The sequence below is a fragment of the Bordetella muralis genome (genome assembly GCF_965139205.1).
Taxonomy (GTDB): Bacteria; Pseudomonadota; Gammaproteobacteria; order Burkholderiales; family Burkholderiaceae_B; genus Bordetella_A; species Bordetella_A muralis.
The window spans coordinates 52,182-74,455 of the sequence record NZ_CBCSIU010000012.1 but is presented as its reverse complement, the minus strand read 5'-3'; the positions used below and the strand labels follow the sequence as shown (position 1 = coordinate 74,455).

Here is a 22,274-nt window from a genome sequence, read left to right as displayed (position 1 = left end):
TTGAAGATTTCTAAATAGCATCCCTACAAGGCTCATAAGTAGAGCAGATGATTGTGCTAGGATTCGTTACTAGTTGATTTTGATTTATATGTACTACCTATGTTACAGGCCAAGTAAGTTATGAGCGAGACAATACAAATTCCATCTAAAGCACCGGGGAAGTCGGGCGCGGCATCGTTGCAGCAATTGGAGCGCATTCATCTGCAATCTTCAAGCCTTCCGAACGACTTGAATAAGGGTCTGTACACGTATGCTGAAGATAATTTCCAATATGATTTCATTTATCGGCCATCAAGTACACGACGACTTTTTGTGCTCTTAAGTGGTTACGTTGATCGAAAACTACTTTCTCCGCCAGTTTTTCAACGATGGTCATGGGCAAAGTATTTTCCCGGGCATAGCCTTTACATCGCTGATCCTAGTTTGAATTTGGAGGCGAACTTAGGATTAGCATGGTATGTGGGTACAGAAGCGAATTATATTCTTCCGTCCGTGGCCGAATTGATTCTGCGGGTTGCAAAGAAAATTGATATTCCGTTGAGTGACGTAATAATTTATGCTTCGTCAGGGGGAGGGTTTGCCGCATTGAAATTGGCGGCATTAATTCCGGAGGTAACTTCCGTCGTGATCAACCCTCAGACTGAGATTACGAAGTACGACAACCCGGGCGTGGAGAGATTTCTCCGTACTTGCTTTAATGGATTGACTCGGGAGCGAGCGATTGAGCAGTATCGAAATCGGCTTAGCGTGTTTCCTGATATTGAAAAACTCAAGGCACGAAAAATAATCTACGCTCAGAACTTAATAGATACTCATCATATTAATGATCATTTTCTCCCTTTTGCTGCCCAGGTAGGATTAGAGAAAGAATCATCTTATTCTAATAAGAACATAAAGACGATTTTTTTTGAAAATGAAGGTGGGCATGGAAAAGGGGAATCGCCGGAGGTATTTCCGAGTTTGATTCGTCACGCGATAAATATTAGTGCTGCTCCCTTGCAGACATTTCCTGGTGAAACAACGGGTTAGGGTCGGCCTTCCCAGACACCGTGGCTTAATCTCGCTTGCAAGTGAGATGAGTGGCATATTTGCGTAGTTCTTTTTTAAACAACCAATTTGAGAGAGTAAAGTCATGGCAACTCGTGTTTCCAAAGCTGCTGCCGCACCGCTGTCCAATCAGCAGTTAGCACTCGAGCTTGTAAAAACTACTCTGGCGGGAAATGTTAGGGCTGGTTTTTCAGACGAGTTGATTCTTGAAAATATCAAGCATGCTAATAAACTCGTAGCCGAGCGAGCGCGTTTAGATGGCGCGTACGCCGTAGGACTGTACAGAAATATTTTGAACAGACTGGAACAGCCTCCCGTCGAGAAAAAGAACCTAGATAATAGTGATCAGTAATTTTCGTGCGTTGACCCGGTAGGTTTATTCATTCTATATATCCAATTAGATTTATTTTGATGCCGTCAGGGGATCGTGGTCGTATTTAATCAACGTTCGAAGGTAATCCCAGATTATGAATTTCCTTTTTGTTGGTGGCTCTAATACCCTAATGCAGCGGGGTTATGTTTATCAGTTTGAGAAGCTATATAAGACATTTCAAAATGAAGAAATAAATATAAAGAATATTGCAATAGGGGCAAATAGTTGTGTGCACGGACTTGAGTTGCTAAAAAACGAAAATAGTCTTTCTGGGTATGATTGTATTGTCGTAGAGTATGTGGTCAATGATCATAAGCTTGCCCCTAGCAGCACAATTGACACTTGGAGACAAGCATATGAAGGGATAATCCGCTTCTTGATAAAAAATTGCTCGCCTGAAGTGCGGATTATCAGTCTGATTCTAGGCCGCCGTGACCCCAAAACATTTTTTCGACAAAAAAGACTGGCGAAGGAAATACACGGCCTTTCAAAGAAATATTCCAAATATGCTAACGTAGAAGTTCTCGATGCAACCAAGATATTGTGGGAGATTTCCGAAAATAGAAAAGATCTTTATGCATCTATGTATAAAGATGGCGCGCATTATAGTTTGCCGGTCGCCGCGTCATTGATTGGTAGTTTATTGCTTAATCACTACGTTGCCGGCTTGCAAAAAGGGAAAATTGAATTTTCCTCGTTGGAAAGCGATCAGGCAACCAACAGTTTTGAACACAGTGTCGTTATTCCGGCTCGCCAGTTTGGGGCCGCGCATAGATTATTTAAGAATAGTAAGCTCGAAGTTTCTGCGCTTGTTATAGGTGCCGGTAATTCTGTAGAGCTAGATGTTCCTGGCTCAGTTGTTAGTTTTAGTTTTATTTCTACTTTTGATTGTTTATCTGTTCTTGTAGAAGAGGAAGGAGAAACTCCGTTTTTTATTGATTGTCGTCATAAATGGGTGCAGGCAGACCACTCCCGATTTACACTGAAGAACTTACCGTTGGCGTGGAAGCGTTGGGGGAGTTGTGTTGGGCGTAGGAAAATTCGATTTACTGCTATTGCCGAAGATGTCCGCGCCAATTTAACTCACAAATACGTAGGTCAATATGCATTCGCGGCGCCTGACCCAGTGCCAATTGATAATGCTGCCTTCTATTTGGTTAGTATTCTTTCCCAGAATGCGTAATGCATATCGTTTCATAACAGCTGTGGCATACCGACTTGTCCGTGATATAGCTTACAAGCGATGGCAAGCCGGTACGATGGATTTACAGAGTTTTACGCTATCGCCTCGGTATACGGTTTGACTCAAGCATGAGTTGAAACCATCATAGTAGCAATGAGCTTGAAATATCGAGAGGGTCAAATTTAGGATGCAGACATGCGCGTAGAATCCGAGGATTCTCGGTTTATCACGAGGACAGCGGTGAAAGTATGTGATCTCCTGTGTGACTTTTTTCTCAGGCCTGATCTCCAGGCGATGGAGCCGACGCCTGACCGGGTATCTAGTCGGTGGTGAGAGGTTTACGGTATCATCGATAAGATTAGAAGAACGTCGTCAGTTCTCGGTAGTTACCCGTTATATTTAGAAAGGTTGGTACCAATACATGTTCAAAGAGATATCAGGAAAGCTTAGTTCGTTTCTGCAAAGGACTGGATTGGACCAGCACGTTGTCAGAAAATGGGTGTATAGAAAAGTATCTTATGTTGTAGATTTTATTTATCGAGATGTTAAGTTCGGTTTTGATGTATCTCCGTTGGCCAACGGGCAGTTCCTTTTGGAATTGATTGAGCGCCGCCACGACGCCGATATTGTCTTAGTCGACGCTGCGAATAGAAAGCAACTTCTATCTAGAAGTGCGTCTGCGAATGAAGTTGTGAAACTAATTGGCGAGCGTGCTGCGCAATTGGTCGCGGATATCGATGCCTATCACTCTCGGTCACATCCTGGCGCTTTAAGTGTTAACGTAAGAGTAAATCGCCCAATAGTCTCAGCAAAGAGCCTCAGGGTAGGAATTCTTACGTTACCGCTTAACAGCAACATAGGCGGTAACCTGCAAGCTTATGCAATGATGGAGTCGCTGAGACGGTTAGGGCATTCGCCTGTTTTCATTAATAGTAAGCGCTTGCCGAGTGATGCTACAGGGAAATCTTCCCTTGGCTCGCCAGATCTGTCACGACCTCTTTTGACAAAAAGTGTCGGCTTGGGGCGAGCGCAGCCGAATACGAAGTTTGTAGACAAGTATCTTGTCCCAATCACTGTGCCTTTTAATTCGTCGGAGCTGCTAGCACGGGACGTAGAACGCCTTGGGCTTGATGCGATCGTGGCCGGTAGTGATCAAATATGGCGTCCGAGATATGCAAGAGCTCACCTGGGTAGCTTCTTTTTTAACTTTCTGTCGCCGGAAAGTAAAATCAAGCGGATCAGTTACGCTGCTTCTTTCGGGGCTTCTACTTGGGAATTCAGTGACGAACAGACCCGTGATGCTTCTCTATTAGTAAAGCATTTTGACGCGGTTGGAGTTCGCGAGGATCGAGCTGTTGAGCTTTGTGCCAAACACTTGGGAGTTGAAGCCCAGCTCGTTCTGGATCCGACGTTGTTGCTTGACCGAGATGCCTATGCGCCGATAATTAGCGAAGCGCCGCAGCGATCGAATGCCGGGCAGATCGTTGCTTATGTTCTTGACGTGACTCCCGGGAAAGTTGCGGTTGTGCAGGAACTCGCAAGAGAGCTCGATCTGCAGGCATTTGCTACTACAGGGCAGTCGTTTCCGGGCGGGGAAGAAACGGAGAATGAAGGGGCAGACAAGTCTGTCCAACATTGGCTAGCTTCGTTAAACGAAGCAGCTTTTATTGTCACTGATTCTTTTCATGGTGTAGCTTTCTCCATTCTGTTTAACAAGCCTTTTATTGCATATGGAAATCCAAGCCGAGGTATGTCCCGCTTTACTTCGTTGCTAAAAATTGCTGGATTGGAGAGTAGATTAGTTACCAAATCATCTGATGTTGACGTCAGTCAGATGATGCAACCCATTGATTGGGATTCAGTTAATGAACGGCTCGCTAAGTGGCGAGCCTCGTCCTATGAGTTTTTAGCGAATGCACTCGCTGGTAAGGGAAAGGCGCGTGTAGTCTCCCCGGCAGTGGCGTTGCCCAAAACTAATGAAATTCTCAAAGTTCGAAGTGAGTTCGTACATAATACTTCAGCTTGGTCCGTGAACAAGTTACGGCAGGGAGTCGAACTCTCGGTCGCAGAAGGAGCGGCAGCCAAGCTCCGTAACCTTGTTTGGTGTGAGTTACCTGTGCGGCTTCAAGCCGGCTCGTCCTACCGATTATCTATAAAGTGGTCGGTATCTTCTACTGGTTCGGTGGTTAAGCCTTGCATTCGCAATCCTAAGACCGGGAAGATTCACACACTGGCGGCTATACGTATGAAAGCTAAGATGGCTGAGATGCATACGGATACTATCGACTTCTCTCCACCGGGTGACGGTTTCTCGCAGTTTGTATTAGGGGCCGCTAGTTTCCCTGGACCAAGTGGCGGGGCGAAAATCGAGGCTATGACCTTACAGCAATTGGCGGTTTCAGTCGCGGAGCCGAATGAATCTTTATCTCCTCGTTCGGAATACGCGGATAAAGCTCGTATGCTTGCTCTAAGGGACAGCAACCGTTATTCCGCTGCCTATGCTCATGGTGACCCGTTGGGCAGAGCGCGAGGCCGTCTCATGTATTCTGCTCACTCGATTGAAAAGGGGCTGAGTCACGCCAATTTTCGAGCAGGATTTGGAAAAACAGCAATTGAACGTTTGGCTAACGGGACTCGCCAATGGCTGGCGATGAATAATAGCATCGACGATCCGTTCTTTAAATCGGCAATTTCTGTGATGTATTCCTATTTTGAACGTCACAGGCAAATCAACTTTGACGTGTCACACTTTCACCAGCAGTTTTCGCCTGCTGTCCAAAAGATGATCGCTGAGGCTGATAATATTTATGGTGGCGTCGCTCCGGCTGCTGCCAATCGAGAGCCTATCATCAATGCGGGAGAAGATCGTACATTTATAGATGTTGTTTATAGTCGCCGTAGCGTCCGAGAGTTTACTGATGCAAAGGTTGAAATTGCAGATATCCGACGTGCGGTACAGATTGCGTCTCAAGCGCCGTCGGTTTGCAATCGACAAGGTCCTCGTGTGCATCATTTTAGTGATCCTGAGCAGATTCGCGCGTTGGTGGACTTACAAAAGGGGTTTGGCGGGTACAGTAAACCGCCCATATTGCTTCTAGTTACATGCGACCTGACCGCGTTCTTTCTGGCTAAGGAGCGAAATCAGGCCTTTGTTGATGGTGGTTTATTCTTGATGGGGTTGCTGTTAGGACTTGAGCAAGTTGGCTTAGGTGCTTGCCCGCTCAATACTACAATGGACGCAGATCGTGAGGATGCCATCAGGAAAGTATCGAGAATCTCCGAAGACGAGGTGCTGATCTCGTTTGTTGCGGTGGGACATTACGATTCGCAAGTCCTGGTGCCTCGTTCTGTCCGATATTCTGTAGAGCATTTACTTTGCATGCATAAATCAACATCTAGTGAAAAGGTGGTGTCTTAGAACTCATGAGCTGGCTGGCGATTTGTATACGTCGTTGACGGTCGCGTCAAAAGAGCTACGGCTCTTTTCTTACGGCCGTTTTGAGAAGTGTTGAGTGCAGATCAGTGACGTGCTACAAATAAAATCGTCATCTTATTAGAAGCCAGGATGCAGTGACTAGTCAGGCGCAAATAATTGCTCGTCCTGGTTGTTTTTCATGTGCTATGTTGCTTAAATAGAAAATGGTAAAGCAGGGGAAGTATTTTTTTGTGTGTCTAATATCGGCTGCTGACTAAGCCGACATAACGTGAAAGGTGTAGACTCTGCGTACATTTCGAACCTCCAGCCCTTTAACACATCGTGGATTGAGAATTGCTGTATGCGCAGGGGCTTTCCTTGCTACGGCACAGGCTTATGCATTCTCTTGCCCTATGGCACCAGCAGCTGTAAAGAATATTGAGACACGTGCCGTCTACGTCGATAAACGTGGATCGATCGTGGACCCTGAGAGAGAGTTGGCGAACGAAAAGGTACGTGCCCCCATTAATAAATTCATAGATGACATTCAAAATGTCGCTGATGATTATTATCGAAAGCCATCTCCAGAAAAATTGGCGTGCGGGAAGAGCTATCTGGAGAAATGGGCCGAAGAGCAGGCGCTGATCGGTGGTAACGTTTCAAACCAGGGGAAGTTAGTAAGGTTTTGGGCTGCAGGGTCGATTGGCGTCGCCGTATTGAAGCTGGGCTTGGACGAGAAGAGCCTTTCACCGGCCGTTCGTGATTGGTTGCGTGCTCTTGGCAACGAAATAGAAGATTATATCAATCAGAGAGAAGTGAAAAATAACTTGTACTATTGGTCGGGCTATGCGCTCGGTGTTATGGGGCGAGTACTTCACAATGCCGATTATCAGAAAAAATCTCTAGAGATTTTTAATTTTGCGCTGAGTTCTATAGAGCCTGATGGCACTTTGTCTTTCGAGTTGGGAAGGGGGCAAAGAGCTTCAATTTATCATGGGTTCGCAGCACAAGCTATTTTTGGTTTAGCCTTAATTCATGATGCGAATTTTAGTGAGCTAAATAAAGGTAGATTTGGGAATTTAGTTGAATTGTTGAAAAAGACTGCCGTTGATCCTGGCTATATAGCAGAAAAAGCTGGAGTAAAGCAGCAACGAATTTCTAAGGCTTCATGGATCAATGTTTATGAACGTCTGGTCGCTGGGGAAACGAATTTTCTTGTACGCAGGGGCGTCAAGTGCCCGGATATGTTAAGGCTGGGTGGAGACGTTTGTAATTTTGCGGCCTTATCTCTGAATACAAAGCCGAAGTAATTGCGAGTGCTCACCACGGTGTTGGTTACTCAAATCTAGGAGTATGAAGTGCGATTCATCAGCTGAGGCAATAAATATACTTTATGCCGATCGCCCCATAAGATGGGGCTCTCTGATGTTCTACATCCGGAATTTGCAATGTGAAATTTGGAAAAGCGTTATTGTTGAATGACTTAGTCTAATTTAATAGCGTATCTATTATTAGATAGAAACGATCAGGGTAATTGCAGAGTTAAAAATATTCTCGGGCATGCGGCATATACGCATGTAATGGTAATCGGTCATGATAACTGGTGCCAAAAGGATGGCGTGTTCGTATTTGCCCGCGTGGAATATCGCTCGTCCGAGTTCGTTTAAGTTTGCGTACGTGGTGAGAGTTGAGTGCATAATCTACGGAACGGTGGGGGCCCGGCTCAACAGCAGCGCTCATTTCTAATGTCACGCACATGCCTTTGTCGACTATTCGTACAGCAGTGATGGGCACTTCCTCGCCCTTACCATTGTAGACATTAAAGCCCCAATTCCCCGGGTCTTTTATGGTCTGATCACGTGCTACTCTGATCGACGGAGTCATCCGAATAATGTAGGCCTTCGAATCATATTCAACGGAATCCCACTGGAGAATTGCTTTCTCTCGTTTTTGATAAAGCGCTCGCGCCAAACATAATCCGTTAAATTCCCCCTTCATTGCGTGGCTGTGTTCGCGCCGATGTAGCAAGTCAGGCTGGTAAGGAAGATGGTAGCTTGGGCCTGTCTGGATGAACTCGCGAGGTCGAGCTTTGCATAACGCATATTGGCCTCGAACCATCTCATGACAATCGACCACGAAAGACGATGGCTGCGCGAGGAGCCAAGGAATGTCCGTATGCTGCCCAGTACGCAACATGACATCAGCATTAAAGCGATCTCGCAGCGCGATAATGGCGCTGTCCCAGTATTGATGTGTGCTGTCAGCTTCCCCTTGATCAAAATCAATGTATTCGACGTATGGCTTAAAACCTTGTGCTTCTAGTAACGAACAAACCCGATCGAGCGCTTTTTGTGCATCTTCGTATAGTTCAGTGTCCGGGGAGAGGGCCTTAATACTGCTTCCGCCCCATGCGAGGTTGACCACGACGCTCTTTGGAATTCGTTTGTGCACGCGAGCCCAGTATGCGCATACTTGAAACGCTGCTCCCTCGGCGATAGTAGTGCTTTGCGTTCGCTTCAGACTCGGCTGAGAAACCAATGGCCGGAATCCCTTGGTTTGATCAGGTTGCAGGCGTGACACTGGGCCACGACGGTGCAAGCCCATGCCGATCCCTGTGTCCGGCATCCATAATGCCTCGGGCCAAGGGTTTGTTCGATAAATAGGGTTTGGAGCAGATCCGGGGATGGCCCCGAGCGCATTGGATTGCCCGTAGGCCACCCGAATAGCGACCGGTGTGGCCTCTTGCTTGAATGGTGGCGGGCGAGGCCTTCGCAAGAAGGGCGACGATATTGCCGAGATAAGCGTTACCAAGCGGGGCAGCATTGATACATTCAGAAAAAAATAGATCCTAATAATATCTTTTTCTTCGCCCAAAGTCATGAGTGTAAATTTGTGTTTCGTCGCTTGATTGGGAGGTTCAAGGTGCACCTGGGACTAGGGCGCGTCGTCTAACAAGTGCGAGGACATACGGCGCGTCGCAGCGACGCACGCCCCGCACGCACGCGACAGCGGATTGAGTTCTTCAGTGGTTGACAACACTCGAGAAATTACTACGACTCTGTATTGAATAGTTACGTTTCCAATGCGAATGTCGAATCGAGCATGCGGTTCATCCCCAATGACTTGCAGAGTTTTACGGAGGTTGACAGGCGAGTGAGTAGGCCAGGAAAGGTTCTCTGTAGCTTTTCATGGGGTCTGCAGGCATATCCGAACGAATTAGGCGAATGACGGAATCCGGACTGCCGGTAGCATCGGACTGGCCTTCGGTCGATCGTTAGGCCGTTCGATGAGATCGTTGTGATTTACCGATGTATGTCAAGTTGATTGAACGTCATCCGCGACATGACTGGGCCCGGCGTGTGTGCCGCCAGCCTACTGCGCAGCCGTCGCAATAAGCGATACACAGTGCCTGCTCCCAAGCTCTTAACTGTTCCAGATTTTGCCGTGCCCCGTGTGGGGGATTGCTCGCTCCGCACGTTCGAGGATCTGTTGTTTGCAAACGAGCAGCGATTAACAGAGTTACTAGGTTGCCGCGATCAAAGGTTTTTTAGTAATAAGATTGTGGTAATGTAACTAAAGTGCGGTACGTTAGGCGGCAGTAGAAGCTTTCTATCCTTGCTCAAGGAAATTTTGGAGTGCATATGCCCAAAAGAGCTTTATTAACTGGAGTAACCGGCCAAGACGGCTCTTATCTAGCCGAATTTTTGCTTAACAAAGGCTACGAAGTACACGGTATCAAACGCCGCGCCTCCTCCTTCAACACGCAAAGGGTCGATCATATTTTTCAAGACCCCCATGAAGACAATCCAAAGTTTTTCTTACACTATGGGGATCTGAGTGACTCGTCGAACCTGATACGCATAATCGGGGATGTCAAACCTGATGAAATATATAACCTTGGTGCTCAATCGCACGTTGCAGTGAGTTTTGAGGCGCCTGAATATACGGCTGATGTTGACGCTATGGGCGTATTGCGTATATTAGAAGCTATACGACTATTGGGTCGAGAAAAGAGCACACGCTTTTACCAAGCCTCGACATCAGAATTGTACGGGCTAGTGCAAGAAATCCCTCAAAAGGAAACTACCCCGTTTCATCCGCGGTCACCGTATGCGGTAGCAAAATTATATGCTTATTGGATCACCGTTAATTATCGCGAAGCCTATGGCATGTATGCATGCAACGGAATTCTCTTTAATCACGAGTCTCCTAGACGCGGCGAGACGTTCGTCACCAGAAAGATAACTCGTGGATTGGCCAATATAGCCCAAGGCATCGAGCGTTGCCTATATATGGGAAACTTGGGGGCGTTGCGGGATTGGGGGCATGCCAAGGATTATGTGCGCATGCAGTGGCTGATGTTGCAGCAGGAAGCTCCTGATGATTATGTCATCGCGAGCGGCGTGCAGTACTCTGTGCGTGACTTCATTCATTGGTCAGCGGAGGAGTTAGGCCTCCGATTGAGATTTGAAGGTGAGGGTGTAGACGAGATCGGAGTGGTGGAGTCTATTATTGGTGATTCAGCCCCAGCGTCAAAGGTTGGTGACGTCGTTGTGCGAGTCGACCGACGATATTTCCGCCCTGCCGAAGTGGAGACGCTGTTAGGTGATCCCACCAAGGCTAAGAGGCAACTTGGCTGGACTCCAGAAATATCGGTTCGAGAGCTATGTCGAGAGATGGTGATGCACGATCTTGAAAAAGCAAAACAGCATGCGCTGCTTAAGAGGCATGGTTTCGATGTACATATCGGTGTTGAACGCTAATATAAACGAGCCTGGGAAATGAAGATATTGCTGACGGGCAGTACAGGCATGGTGGGCCGCAATTTGCTTGAACATCCAAAGGCTGCCAAATTTCAATGGCTCACGCCGTCTCATGCAGAGCTCGATTTGGCGATGTTTTCAGCAGTATCTGATTACATTGGCTCGAAGCGACCTGACGCCATTGTGCATGCGGCTGGCAAGGTAGGCGGCATCCATGCGAATATTCGTGAGCCTGTGCGCTTTCTTATAGATAATCTAGATATGGGTCGCAATGTGCTACTTGCGGCCCAACAGCACTCCGTCTCGCGTTTAATTAACCTCGCAAGCTCCTGTATTTACCCACGAAATCGCCAAAATGCCCTTGTTGAAGAGGAGGTTCTGACGGGAGAGTTAGAGCCCACTAACGAAGGGTATGCTCTTGCAAAAATTGCGGTGGCAAGGCTCGCTGATTATATTTCACGAGAACGCCCCGAGCTTTGTTACCGTTCCCTTATTCCATGCAACTTGTATGGAAGATACGACAATTTTGACCCTATAAGGTCGCATTTGATCCCTGCAATCATACACAAGACGCACCAAGCTAAGATGCAGGGAATAGGCGAAATAGAAATATGGGGAGATGGTTGCGCTCGGCGGGAATTCTTATACGCCCAAGACTTGGCGGGGGCGGTGTTAGCCGCTGTCGAAGATACTCGAAATTTGCCGAATATGCTGAATATCGGATTGGGTGTGGACTATACGATTAACGAGTACTACGAAGTCGCTGCTGAAGTAATTGGCTTCACCGGTTCTTTTAAGCACGATCTCACTAAGCCGGTCGGTATGAGTAAAAAGCTAACCAGTATTGAAAAAGCAAGAAATTGGGGATGGTCTCCCACTACGACGCTTAAAGCAGGACTGGAGGCCACGTATGAATTCTATCTTAGCGAGCTCCGAAAAAAATGACTATTCATTATCCTTTGGCGACTACTACTTGGGACGATGCAGAATATGCTGCAATTCAGCGAGTTGTTGAATCGGGCATGTTCACTATGGGTAAGGAGGTTCTAGAGTTTGAAAAGCGATTTGCCAGCTTTGTAGGCAGCCAATATGCAGTTATGGTCAATTCAGGGTCGTCTGCAAACTTACTGATGATTGCCGCGCTGTTCTTCAAGAAGGAATCACCGTTAGCTCGCGGGGACGAGGTAATTGTCCCCGCTGTGTCTTGGAGTACAACTTATTACCCCCTTCAACAATATGGTTTGAAGGTAAAGTTCGTGGATGTTGATGCGAAAACTCTAAATTTTAATTTGGCTGATTTGCGTGAGGCAGTAAGCGCAAATACACGCGCTATTCTCGCAGTAAATCTGTTGGGAAACCCGAATGATTTCTCGGCTATTAGGGAAATAATAGGCGATCGAGATATTATTTTGCTCGAAGATAATTGTGAGTCATTAGGCGCCACGTTGGGCGGCACCCAGGCGGGTACTTTTGGTTTAATGGGGACGTTTAGCAGCTTTTTTAGTCACCACATTGCGACGATGGAGGGTGGGGTACTAGTTACTGACGATGAAGAGCTGTACCACATTTCGCTGTGCCTTCGTGCTCACGGATGGACTCGAAATCTACCGCAGAACAACCTAGTGTGTGGAACTAAAAGTGACAACGCTTTCGAGGAATCATTTCGTTTTGTACTGCCGGGATACAACTTTCGCCCTCTTGAGATGAGCGGAGCTATTGGCATAGAGCAATTAAAGAAATTGCCGAGCATTATTTCTGGTCGTCGAAAAAATGCGGAGAGGTTTCAGGCGCTTTTTAGAAATCATCCATGGCTCGGTATTCAAGAGGAAATAGGTGAAAGCAGTTGGTTCGGTTTTGCGTTGATTATAAAACCCGATGCGAACGTCGATCGAATAAACTTGATGAAGAAATTAGAGCACGCCCGCGTGGATGTTCGTCCTATTGTGGCTGGTAACTTTGCCAAAAATGAAGTATTAAAATGGTTTGACTATACTTCGGTGGGAAATCTTGACGTCGCTAGCTATATAGACGAGAAAGGTTTTTTTGTAGGAAATCATCACTACGATGTATCGAACGAGCTTGAGTATGTGAGAAATTTATGTGAGTAAGTGGAAAGTACAATAGAGATGGGATGTGTATTTGAGCGACGAACGTTTTTAGTGCGTAGTTTTGGCGGCGCCACTTGTTTCTATTGATTTGATCGCTTATCAAAGAGATAGGAATATTATTGGAAAAAGAATAATTGGCCCGCTCAGGGATATTGGTTTATGTCTGGCGGACGGGCTCATAATAATGAGCGCATTAGATAATGCTTTTTTAGAATCCCGAGAATGGCATTAGGTGTGCCCTATCGCCGGCATGATGCTTCTTGACGATGTGTCCGGCTATATTAGGGGGATTGGCAGGCTCAGTACTACAATGCTGAAATAAAAATAGGGCGCTCCGAGGGATTTCCTCATGCCCGAGTATGTAGGCCTCGTGGCATATTGTTGATTAGATACGTTTGTGCAGTGAGAGTAGACAGCCAAGTGAATACCGGTCGTTATATCAAAAAAAATATTATTTGGGGCGCATAATATGAATCTGCAAGTAGAGAGTGAGCGGTTGGCAACTCCGCAAGAGACGATTGATAAAAATATTGTTGTAGCGCGTACTGATGGCTTGGGTGCAAGACTATTGGCGATTGTCAATGGTATTTCCTTAGCCTCGATCTTGGGTGCTTCATTCAAGTTCGCCTGGCAAACCCGCGGCAATACTGCTGCGCAGTTTCATGCCATAGCTGCGGCAAAAGATATGTTTGCAGCGGGGTTTCTCGAGAAGCATTTCCTGGCATCGTTTGATGATGCGGGCTATTCGAGAATGAGTCTAAGTAAACAAACTCTGAAGCAGTTACGCGAGCAGTTGGCGCTAGAAGAGCGCCGCGGCTGGTTTATATCTGGCTTAGAGGATATTGATTCAATTCTGCTGAAAGGTGGGGCCCTGTCGCAAGCGGAGGCATTCTCCCTAATTAAATTTCATCCAGATGCACAAAAATATATAGATTTTGCCTATCAACTTACCCTTCCAGATAATCCGGCTGCAATTCATTTACGTGCAGGTGATTTGATTTACGGCCCACATCGACATAGGGGGGAGTTTACTAACAAGGCGATCTCAGTGCCTGTCGCAAAGAGAATAATTGAAAAACTCCAGAAAGATGGATATTCGATAATACTATATGGCCAGGACAGCGAGACTATCAGCTATTTGCAGAAAGAATATTCCGTTTTCTTGGCTGACGATTTTGAGTTGCCAGGAGATACAGCGGACCATCAAAAAGCCCTTTTTGAAATTGCCTTGATGTCGCGTTGCCAACTTATTGTTGCTGGCGACAGTCGTTTCGCCGAGATAGCAAGCAAGATGGCGAGCGTTAAGATACATGAACCACGAAAATTTTTTCGTGGTCGCGAGCAGTCGTCAATCATTATTGATGACTTGAATGTGAACGCTGAAAAATATACCTCATTACAGACGGCATTTGCTTATTGGTCGGCATTCTATTGGGGGCGAGAGAAGCTAGATTCGGAGAGTATTGATCACGTTTTGAGTAAAGCGGTATCTTTCGATCCGCAAAACGGATTCTATGCCATGAATCGTTTGTTTAGTGCTGTCGAGAATATGGCGTATTCCCGATGCGAGAGCATTTTGGAGTCTGCATTCAGGAATGCTTCGTTGAATGGGAGCATACTGAACGACTACGTTATTAAAGCGGCTTTTATTAGAAGAGTTAGCAATAAGAAACGATATTACTTCCAGCCAAAATTTAATTTTGTCTTCTCAGTGAAAGGTGATTACCCTTATATTAAGTTGTTTAGCGCTATTTTGAGGGTCCAGATCATGCAAGATGCTGACGGTGCTGCGATTGATCTAGCTTGCGCGCTACAACACGGTGTTGATAAGGATATACATAGAAAGTTGGAGTTGGAAATGGGCGTAACGTCCTAAGCGGCATTGGCCTCTTTCGTGCCCTAAATCAATTCAGGCCAGGAAATACGGGGCATTGCCCGAACGACGAGGGGCCGCTAAGTTCCTTTGAGTTATCCTGGGCAATGTCATAGAGGGGCAGCGCCTCGCATGGCTGGAAGCCTGCCATGATCATGGTCGTTATTCCGCTATGCACAGCGTTTTATCAATTGGCGTCTCGACGGTTGACCTGGCAGTGTGTGGTTCGAAGTGCCGTCTCTAGCCTATATTTTTTTGTCGTAAGCGTTGAGTTAGAGCATGCCAACGAGATGTAAATGGTGGTTTTTTCTCTGGCCGGCTCAATTTCGCTTCAATCAATTCTCTTAATCTTTCATGTTCTACACGCACTTGAGGACTGAATTGTTTTGCGATCAAGCATTCCTCTTCGTTACGATCATGGCTGGTAAAGTATTTTTTGTGCTTAATGCGAGCCTTTTTCGTAGCGCTCCCGCGGCGGCTCTTGCCAACAAGAAATTCTTCAAGAGATTTAGTCGCGTAATGATTTATACGTGCGCCGATCCATACGATCTCGCTACTCAGGCCTTTGCCGTGTTTGGTGTGTGGCGCGATATCGCCGCCAGTGGCGTCAACGTATCGACCGCTAGATAGATCTACGAAGTGAGGGTTTGCAAACTTTAGGCCACGTTCGGGGCGCAGCAGTGTCTTGATGTGGAAATTGACGCCGAAGTTTTGCTTTGCCCTTTTAGTGAACCGTTCAATAACAAGCCCGTCCTCAGCAAACAAGGCGCCGCCAGATCCGAAGTTTGCCCAATTTAGGCCTACGGCACTAACGTCTGGACGGGCAAACAGTTGATCGATGAGAGGGAGGAGAGATGTGCTGCCATCCGTTGGCAATAGATATTCGTCTGCATCAATGAAAGCGACGACGTCACATTTCCCTCTTGCGTTCGCTAGAAGTACTGCGTAGGCCGGCATTTGCACATTGCCGTTCTCAGGGGTGGGGAAGGGAATCCGCTGCACGAGTCCAAGCTCGGCCAGCGCTTCCAGCATTTCGCTAGTGCCGTCGGTACTATCGTTATCGGCAATAAAAAAGCTCTGTACGCCGATAACGCGATGAAAGGCTATCCATTCCAGCAATGAGTCGGCCTCGTTTTTTACGATGGCCGCTATACTTAATTTCAAAGACACTCGGTGGATTTGTTATTGTTGGACAACTAATGAGTATATCTCGATCAGCTATTTTCCGGTGAGGCACGTGGGGCGAAGCGTTGTAACCAATGCTGCGTCGATGCATCATGGGACATCTTAGTGAGGTTCTTCCCATCCGCCATATTTTGCCAATCTTTGCGTATACGTGCGGTTAGTGTTTTGCCCAATTCGACGCCCCATTGGTCGAAGGGGTTGATTCCCCAAATGAGGGCTTGCACAAATACCTTGTGTTCGTATAGCGCTATCAATGCCCCGAGCGTATATGGGCTTAGGCGCGGCAGAACGATCAGGCTAGAGGGTCTCCCTCCGGGATATACCTTATGCTTAGCCAACCATTTGGCATATTCGGGGTCGCTATTCTTGTCCATTTCGGCCAGCACATCTTCGTACGATTTGCCGCGAAGCAGCGCCTCTCGTTGTGCCAGGCAGTTAGCAATTAGCTGTTGATGGTGATCGGGCCAGCGATGGTCAGCTTGCTGGCAAACGATGAAATCCACGGCAGCGCCGTCACCCTGGTGTAACCATTGAAAGAACGTGTGCTGTGCGTCTGTGCCTGGCATACCCCATACAGCGGGGCCGGTCGGGACGCCCACCGGCTCACCGGCGAGCGTGACCGACTTACCGAGGGATTCCATTTCTAATTGCTGCAGATATGGCACCAAATGAAATAGACGTGAATCGTAGACGGAAATATTTAGAGAGCTAAATCCAAGCACACTGCGGTTAGCCACGCCTGCCAAGGCGAGTTGGACGGGCGCATTGCGATTGATGGGGGCCGTGCGAAAATGCTCGTCCATAGCATGAGCGCCTGCCAGCATACCTGCCATGACGTCGGTGCCTACGGTCAGTGCAGTAGACACGCAGACCGAAGACCAGAACGAAAATCGCCCACCTACCCAATCCCAGAATGGGAAAATCTGGTCCTTGGGCACACCAAATTTCCGCGCCATCGTCGGACGGGCAGTAACGGCTACCAGTTGGCGTTCTGGGTGTTTTACACCAGCGGCTCGCAACCACTCGATCGCACGCTGGGCGTTTTCTAGTGTTTCCGCGGTGGTGAACGATTTGGATGCGATCACCACCACTGTCTCGTGTGGATTCAGGCCTGATAGGCCCCCCTCGATGGCATGGCCATCAATGTTGGCGACGAAGCGTATATCACGCCATGTCCCGGTGTAGCCGAAGGCCGCGACGGTCAACCGCAATCCCCAGTCGCTGCCACCGATGCCAATATGCAACACATGGCGCCATCGGCGTTCGTTGTCGGCGCGCTGCACAAATTGCAGCAGGCGATTGCGTTCGTGTGCTACCTCCGGCGTCGGGGAAGGTTCGCGTAACATGGAGTGCCATGCAGCGCGGTCTTCTGTGTGATTAACAACGCCGCCTTCTAGCAGCTGGCGACGCATTTGTTTGAAGCTACGAGCCCGCAGCAACGCATGAGACGCCTCGGTAAAGGCTTCCGATGTGGGCTGAGCGCTCAGATCGATACTAAGGCCGGCCGCTTCAATGATGCGCAGTGTTTCCCCCTTGCGGTCCGCTTGCTGTGCCGCTTCTTGAAAAGCTTGCCATTCGGGCATCGTGGGCAGAGCAGGAAAGTCAGTTGCAGGAACAGGGGTCAAGATAGAGGCTGAGTCTTTCATCGGTATTTGCTGCAGTCGCGGGAGGGGTGAAACCTAAGTCAAGTCATGCTCGCTGCGTGCTAACGGCGGCGTCGCGGCGAGGATATCAGGCTAAGACACTACGCCCTTTCTATGAAGGTAATGTAACCATTTTGTATGGCTTTGTGATCAGGCTGGATTTGAAATAGACGACCTCGTTGCAAGATTATGATACATAAATAGAAGAGCCGGGGGAACATAAAATCTTGCAACGCAATATATGCCATGAAAAAAATTAGTAACATTCATCTGACCCGATAGCATTGGGGACAGGCATTTTCAGTGTTGATCTTGTATGCTACCGAGTATAATCAGCCGCTTTTCTTGTTGGCATTTGTGCCCTGGTTAGCAGTCGCGAATGATAGCTGATACACAGCGTAGAATCCTGTTTTTGCAGGGCCCCCCATCCACATTCTGGCGTCAGCTTTGCGATCATTTTGAGTCGTCAGGCGCCATTACGCGCCGCATCAATTTTTCGATGGGAGACTGGGTTTATTGGCGCAAGTCGGGAGCGGATAATTATCGAGGGCGGTTCAGTCGGTGGGGAGGGTTTCTACGAAAGTATTTGGTTGAGCACCAAATTACTGACATCCTGTACTACGCCGATCGGTTGCCATATCACGCGGTAGCGCGGGAGATTGGGGCGTCTTTAGGGGTACGTACTTACGCTGTGGAGTTTGGGTATTTGCGGCCTGATTGGCTGACTCTTGAGCGCGGTGCAATGGGGGCTTTATCTCATTTTCCCAACGACCCGGAAGCTATCCGACACATTGCTCGACAGGTGCGCAGTTTTGTGCAGCCCAAGGAGCACTTTACGCATCGCTTTGCCCAAGAAGCTACCAACGAGGTTGTCTATAACTTGTTGACGGCGTTGGTACCTTATGGGTATCCGTTTTACCGAGCGGATAAGTATTATCATCCGTTGGTGGATTATTTAAGTTGGTTACCCAGTGCATTGCGCAAAGTGATCACAGAACGCAAACGTTCCGAAGCAGCTTTGCGATTACGTCTTGAGCGCAAGCGTTATTGGATGCTGGCTTTGCAGATTCAGGCTGATTACCAACTGCGCACGAACGCGGCTTATCGGCGTCAGGCCGATATGATTGCCGAGGTGATTGAGTCCTTTGCAAGACACGCACACCCTGAGGGGCATCTCATTGTGAAGCTGCATCCGCTGGACAATGGGATTGAGCGTTGGGAACGTTTGGTTAAACGGCTGGCAGAGCGGCACGGGGTCGATGATCGTGTGTTGGCGGTTAGCGAATGTGATTTGAAACGTACGATACGGCGGAGCCGCGGGGTTATCACCATCAATTCGACCGTAGGGTTGCATAGCTTGCGTGCAGGTACTCCAGTAAAGGTGTTGGGGGTGGCGGTCTATGACATTCCCGGTTTAACACATCAGGGATCGCTTGATTTATTCTGGCGCAAACCGCAGAAAGTCGATAAGACACTGCGTAACGCACTGGTGAGTGCGCTAGCAGCCACGATTCAAGTGCATGGGTCGTTTTATCACCCAGAAGGGAGGCTGTATGCTTGTAGAGAAATCGTTCATCGAGTGATGAACGATCTAGTGAATGAGCCGGAAGCCTTTGTGGATCCACCGCCACGCTTGGCCAGCGCATTGGAGCGCAATGTGCCAATTTTCAGTCCGTTGAAGGACAGCGGGGTGCAGGTGAGCGGAACCATTTCTCTTCAACCGACAGTACCAATGGTTAAGTCCTGATCACGCGGATGGTATTGATATTTATTGCCTTGCGTTAGTTCAAGATGCGGTGTTGCAGGAATGACGACAACAGATAAGTAGGTGCTGACTGGTTCGACATGAAGATCAATGTCATTAATTCACGAGTCTACGGTAATCCGTATCAAAAGCTGCTTTACGCCGCAATTGGATCAAGATACCAAATAGCGTCGGGCACCTTAAGCAAGGCGATTAGACAACAATTATTAACTAAGCGCTCCGTATACCATATCCATTGGGAGGAATCCTTTTTTGCGAAGTGCAGGAGTGTCGCGCAGGCAGTTCGAGTGCGGCGTGAGTTCATAGAAGCGTTGGGTCAGTACGTTTCCTTTGGTGGCAAAGTTGTATGGACTTTGCACAATATTCGGCCTCATGAAGGACGTTTCACCCAGACTTTTTTGTCTTTGCGCAAAGATCTTGCAGTGTTATCCCATCGTATTCTGGTCCACAATCGGTCAGCGTTGACAATATTGCAAGAGCAAACAGGGCTGAGCGATTTATCCAAAGTCACTGTTTTACCGCATCCCGCGTACTTTGATATCTACGAACCTGCAGATAAAACCATGATTCTCGCTGGAGCGCCGCCAGCGAATCCACGCACGTTGTTGTATTTTGGTCTGATCCGTGCATATAAAGGTATTCCTAGCCTAGTGCGGAAATTGCCACGAGAATTTATGGTAAGTCAGAAGTTGTCGCTGCATATTTGTGGTCAGCCTTTGCGCGCAGACTCCTTTTTGGCCGACTTACTCGAGCAAAGTCGCAATCGCCCGGAGATAAAATATAGTCTTGATACAGTGCCTACTGATGAGGTGGCAGACTTATTAAGATCCAACGCCGGGTTAGTAATTCCTTATCACAATGTGCTTACCTCCGGTGTGACGGTGCTTGCGTTGACCTTGGGTGTTCCGACAATTGCACCTAACACTTCTGCAATGAGGGAGTTGTTTCCAGAGTCTTCGCATCACTTATTATTTAACCCGCGCTCCCCGAAAGATTTCCGTCGGGCAGTATTGGCGCTTGTAAATATGCCTATAGAAACGCGTCAGAAAATAGCGAGGGATTACATCGGGCAGGCTCTTTCTTATCACCCCCAAGAAATTAGCAATACTCTAGGCGAGATATATGACGGGTTATTGGGGTTCACTGATAGTAGCGAGCCGCTCGGGCCAAGATGTTTTTGGCCCCAAGGCCTTGACGACGTCATTATGGGGCCTCGTGCCTACTCTCAGTTTCACTTTTTTTTGGAGAATGGCCCAGAAGCGACTTGTGGCCCTAACGCCGCCTCGACTACGCTTTCCAACGCGCAACTTGCACTCGAACTTGTTAGGGCCACATTAATCGGTAATGTACGAGCGGGCATCTCGGATGAGCTGATTTCAAACGGCGTAAAAGATGCTAATAAGCTGGCGACGGAGCGAGCCAAGCTGGATGGTGTGTATGCCGTACAGCTTTACGCAGACATTCTAGGTCGGTTGGATCTACACTCGAAAGACGAAGGGTAGTTAGCGTCCGGGCAGATGTGAGTGCTAGCGTCGTCATGGCCGAAGGTTTTGAAGCACAGTGGGGCTGGCCGGGTAGCGGGCCCGCGGCAAAGGTTCGTGGCCGACGTCAAGCAGCCTTTGATGTCGGTTCGATAAACAAGGCTGCGGCGCGTGCTGCAATTCGTTCGTGAATGACGGCGATGTCATCAGCTTTTCTCAGCGCCTTAAACCCTGGTCGACGAGCCTTGCGGCGTTGCATATCTTCGGGGCGTAGAGTAGTGACATCCACATTTTGGAAGAAACTGCGATTCCCTCCATCGGCCCAGGACTCAGAAAACACCCCATGAGCAAGGATCACATCAAACCGATCCAGTTCTACATGGTAGTAGCCGAAAGTAGTTACGTTCGTTTCCTGCAAGATAGATCTGCCATTGATCAAGTCCTTTGCGCGAATCAGCACGCCATCGATAAACAGATGGTGCCACGGAGAGACGCGCAAGTCCTGGCTAGGCAGGTTATCGCTCAGCGCCCCTGCCAAAATCCGTACAGGTAAGGAATCCGACCGTTGCTCTGGGGTGCACAGTGAGATGGCCTTGTAGTTACGCCAGCCCACCCACTTAACTGTCCGCAACCCCGTACTACTGACTATCTTGTCGCCAATTGCGAGACACTCAACGGCGACTGGACCACTATCTGTCTCAATCAGCGTTCCTTTGAGAAAGCAGACAGGAGTACCGGGGAATGGATCCGTATTGTAAGTCACTACCTGGCGGGGAACATATTCATCGGCGGAATCGGTAAGCACCAAGGCGTAGGCATCCGGATTCTCGGGATCCCCGTCGTCCTGATAATGATAGATTATGCCCTCATTAACGAAACCCACTATCCTCCCAGTGACGAATTCTCCGCCGCCCACTACGTCCCAAACCTGAACGTGCTCCCCCGCTGTAAAGAATTGCTCATTTTCACTTCTGAGATAATTGCCCTGGAGTGGGGTGTAACCATTGCGGACGATTAGTTGCCCATCTTCCCCGAGCTCTAATGCATAGGCTTTTGAAGCGACAAATTGGATCATGACCAACCCTAGTATGAATGATTGACTTTAAAATTTCTCTATTTGTACTAAATATTGTATGTTTTGTGCGGCTATTTTGATTCAAACTCGATGAGTGCTCGTCCGTGCCCCGTCCATTGTCCTTGCTAGTGAGGGATTCGAACTCACCACTGGACAGCGTTCTACTTTTCTCCCGCGTGAGGCTAATAACTCTTGGCTCTTAGAAGCAGGGCGTTCGTTGCTATTTTAAATAAAATGAAATAAAAAGTGGGGCACCGAGGTGAGTCAAGATCGGATTGCGAAACACGCAGCACAGGCTTTGTCCGAGTCCGCCGCACTCGCAGCTCGCTGTGCCGTAACCTCCTCATGGGTAGCCTGCTGGTA

General features: G+C 48.1%; 15 protein-coding genes. 11 read left to right on the top strand and 4 right to left on the bottom strand.

From position 1 onward, the window contains the following. Positions 1–120: 120 nt before the first annotated feature. The 5 genes from ACNA0I_RS17330 (at position 121) to ACNA0I_RS17310 (ending at position 7,328) form a co-directional block, all read left to right on the top strand. Entirely contained in the window at positions 121–1,029 is a 909-nt protein-coding gene (locus ACNA0I_RS17330) for a hypothetical protein (protein WP_415807250.1), read from the top strand. Positions 1,030–1,132: 103 nt separating this feature from the next. Then, the gene (locus ACNA0I_RS17325) at positions 1,133–1,399 is read left to right on the top strand and encodes a hypothetical protein (RefSeq protein ID WP_415807249.1); all 267 of its coding nucleotides are present in this window, start codon (positions 1,133–1,135) and stop codon (positions 1,397–1,399) included. A 115-nt stretch (positions 1,400–1,514) separates the two neighbouring features. Then, a complete protein-coding gene (locus ACNA0I_RS17320; protein ID WP_415807248.1) occupies positions 1,515–2,603 on the top strand; it encodes an SGNH/GDSL hydrolase family protein in 1,089 nt (362 codons plus the stop codon). A gap of 421 nt (positions 2,604–3,024) precedes the next feature. Continuing rightward, positions 3,025–6,021, top strand: coding sequence for a polysaccharide pyruvyl transferase family protein (locus ACNA0I_RS17315; RefSeq protein WP_415807247.1), 2,997 nt, complete (start codon positions 3,025–3,027; stop codon positions 6,019–6,021). Between the two features lie 410 nt (positions 6,022–6,431). Further along, positions 6,432–7,328 (top strand): alginate lyase family protein, encoded by an 897-nt coding sequence (locus ACNA0I_RS17310; RefSeq protein WP_415807246.1) that lies wholly within the window; start codon positions 6,432–6,434, stop codon positions 7,326–7,328. A gap of 232 nt (positions 7,329–7,560) precedes the next feature. On the opposite strand, the gene ACNA0I_RS17305 is transcribed toward ACNA0I_RS17310, so the two are convergent. Further along, complete coding sequence (locus ACNA0I_RS17305; RefSeq protein WP_415807245.1) at positions 7,561–8,898, bottom strand: hypothetical protein; 1,338 nt, start codon at positions 8,896–8,898, stop codon at positions 7,561–7,563. A gap of 761 nt (positions 8,899–9,659) precedes the next feature. Here ACNA0I_RS17305 and gmd point away from each other — a divergent pair. The 4 genes from gmd (at position 9,660) to ACNA0I_RS17285 (ending at position 14,765) form a co-directional block, all read left to right on the top strand. After that, positions 9,660–10,781, top strand: a complete 1,122-nt coding sequence (gene gmd, locus ACNA0I_RS17300) for a GDP-mannose 4,6-dehydratase (protein WP_415807244.1) — start codon at positions 9,660–9,662, stop codon at positions 10,779–10,781. An 18-nt stretch (positions 10,782–10,799) separates the two neighbouring features. Continuing rightward, the gene (locus ACNA0I_RS17295) at positions 10,800–11,726 is read left to right on the top strand and encodes an NAD-dependent epimerase/dehydratase family protein (RefSeq protein ID WP_415807243.1); all 927 of its coding nucleotides are present in this window, start codon (positions 10,800–10,802) and stop codon (positions 11,724–11,726) included. Continuing rightward, positions 11,723–12,889, top strand: coding sequence for a DegT/DnrJ/EryC1/StrS family aminotransferase (locus ACNA0I_RS17290; RefSeq protein ID WP_415807242.1), 1,167 nt, complete (start codon positions 11,723–11,725; stop codon positions 12,887–12,889). The genes ACNA0I_RS17295 and ACNA0I_RS17290 overlap by 4 nt, the downstream gene beginning before the upstream one ends. A gap of 469 nt (positions 12,890–13,358) precedes the next feature. Further along, on the top strand, positions 13,359–14,765 hold the full coding sequence (locus ACNA0I_RS17285) for a hypothetical protein (RefSeq protein WP_415807240.1): 1,407 nt from the start codon (positions 13,359–13,361) through the stop codon (positions 14,763–14,765). Between the two features lie 237 nt (positions 14,766–15,002). Here ACNA0I_RS17285 and ACNA0I_RS17280 read toward each other — a convergent pair whose 3' ends face one another. Next, positions 15,003–15,926 carry a glycosyltransferase family 2 protein gene (locus ACNA0I_RS17280; protein WP_415807239.1) on the bottom strand — a complete coding sequence of 308 codons (924 nt, stop codon included), beginning with the start codon at positions 15,924–15,926 and terminating at the stop codon, positions 15,003–15,005. A 50-nt stretch (positions 15,927–15,976) separates the two neighbouring features. Next, positions 15,977–17,593, bottom strand: coding sequence for a glucose-6-phosphate isomerase (gene pgi / locus ACNA0I_RS17275; RefSeq protein ID WP_415807238.1), 1,617 nt, complete (start codon positions 17,591–17,593; stop codon positions 15,977–15,979). A gap of 376 nt (positions 17,594–17,969) precedes the next feature. Between pgi and ACNA0I_RS17270 the strand changes: the two genes are divergently transcribed. Together ACNA0I_RS17270 and ACNA0I_RS17265 are read left to right on the top strand one after the other, a co-directional pair. Beyond that, positions 17,970–19,337 (top strand): capsule biosynthesis protein, encoded by a 1,368-nt coding sequence (locus ACNA0I_RS17270; RefSeq protein ID WP_415807237.1) that lies wholly within the window; start codon positions 17,970–17,972, stop codon positions 19,335–19,337. Positions 19,338–19,435: 98 nt separating this feature from the next. Continuing rightward, positions 19,436–20,857 carry a glycosyltransferase gene (locus ACNA0I_RS17265; protein WP_415807236.1) on the top strand — a complete coding sequence of 474 codons (1,422 nt, stop codon included), beginning with the start codon at positions 19,436–19,438 and terminating at the stop codon, positions 20,855–20,857. A gap of 106 nt (positions 20,858–20,963) precedes the next feature. Here ACNA0I_RS17265 and ACNA0I_RS17260 read toward each other — a convergent pair whose 3' ends face one another. Then, on the bottom strand, positions 20,964–21,911 hold the full coding sequence (locus ACNA0I_RS17260; protein ID WP_415807235.1) for a Hint domain-containing protein: 948 nt from the start codon (positions 21,909–21,911) through the stop codon (positions 20,964–20,966). Between the last annotated feature and the right edge of the window lie 363 nt (positions 21,912–22,274).

Coding starts and splice junctions, on each gene's coding strand:
- ACNA0I_RS17330 (WP_415807250.1), top strand. CDS start 121: ATGAGCGAGACAATACAAATTCCATCTAAAGCACCGGGGAAGTCGGGC.
- ACNA0I_RS17325 (WP_415807249.1), top strand. CDS start 1,133: ATGGCAACTCGTGTTTCCAAAGCTGCTGCCGCACCGCTGTCCAATCAG.
- ACNA0I_RS17320 (WP_415807248.1), top strand. CDS start 1,515: ATGAATTTCCTTTTTGTTGGTGGCTCTAATACCCTAATGCAGCGGGGT.
- ACNA0I_RS17315 (WP_415807247.1), top strand. CDS start 3,025: ATGTTCAAAGAGATATCAGGAAAGCTTAGTTCGTTTCTGCAAAGGACT.
- ACNA0I_RS17310 (WP_415807246.1), top strand. CDS start 6,432: ATGGCACCAGCAGCTGTAAAGAATATTGAGACACGTGCCGTCTACGTC.
- ACNA0I_RS17305 (WP_415807245.1), bottom strand. CDS start 8,898: ATGACTTTGGGCGAAGAAAAAGATATTATTAGGATCTATTTTTTTCTG.
- gmd (WP_415807244.1), top strand. CDS start 9,660: ATGCCCAAAAGAGCTTTATTAACTGGAGTAACCGGCCAAGACGGCTCT.
- ACNA0I_RS17295 (WP_415807243.1), top strand. CDS start 10,800: ATGAAGATATTGCTGACGGGCAGTACAGGCATGGTGGGCCGCAATTTG.
- ACNA0I_RS17290 (WP_415807242.1), top strand. CDS start 11,723: ATGACTATTCATTATCCTTTGGCGACTACTACTTGGGACGATGCAGAA.
- ACNA0I_RS17285 (WP_415807240.1), top strand. CDS start 13,359: ATGAATCTGCAAGTAGAGAGTGAGCGGTTGGCAACTCCGCAAGAGACG.
- pgi (WP_415807238.1), bottom strand. CDS start 17,593: ATGAAAGACTCAGCCTCTATCTTGACCCCTGTTCCTGCAACTGACTTT.
- ACNA0I_RS17270 (WP_415807237.1), top strand. CDS start 17,970: ATGATAGCTGATACACAGCGTAGAATCCTGTTTTTGCAGGGCCCCCCA.
- ACNA0I_RS17265 (WP_415807236.1), top strand. CDS start 19,436: ATGAAGATCAATGTCATTAATTCACGAGTCTACGGTAATCCGTATCAA.
- ACNA0I_RS17260 (WP_415807235.1), bottom strand. CDS start 21,911: ATGATCCAATTTGTCGCTTCAAAAGCCTATGCATTAGAGCTCGGGGAA.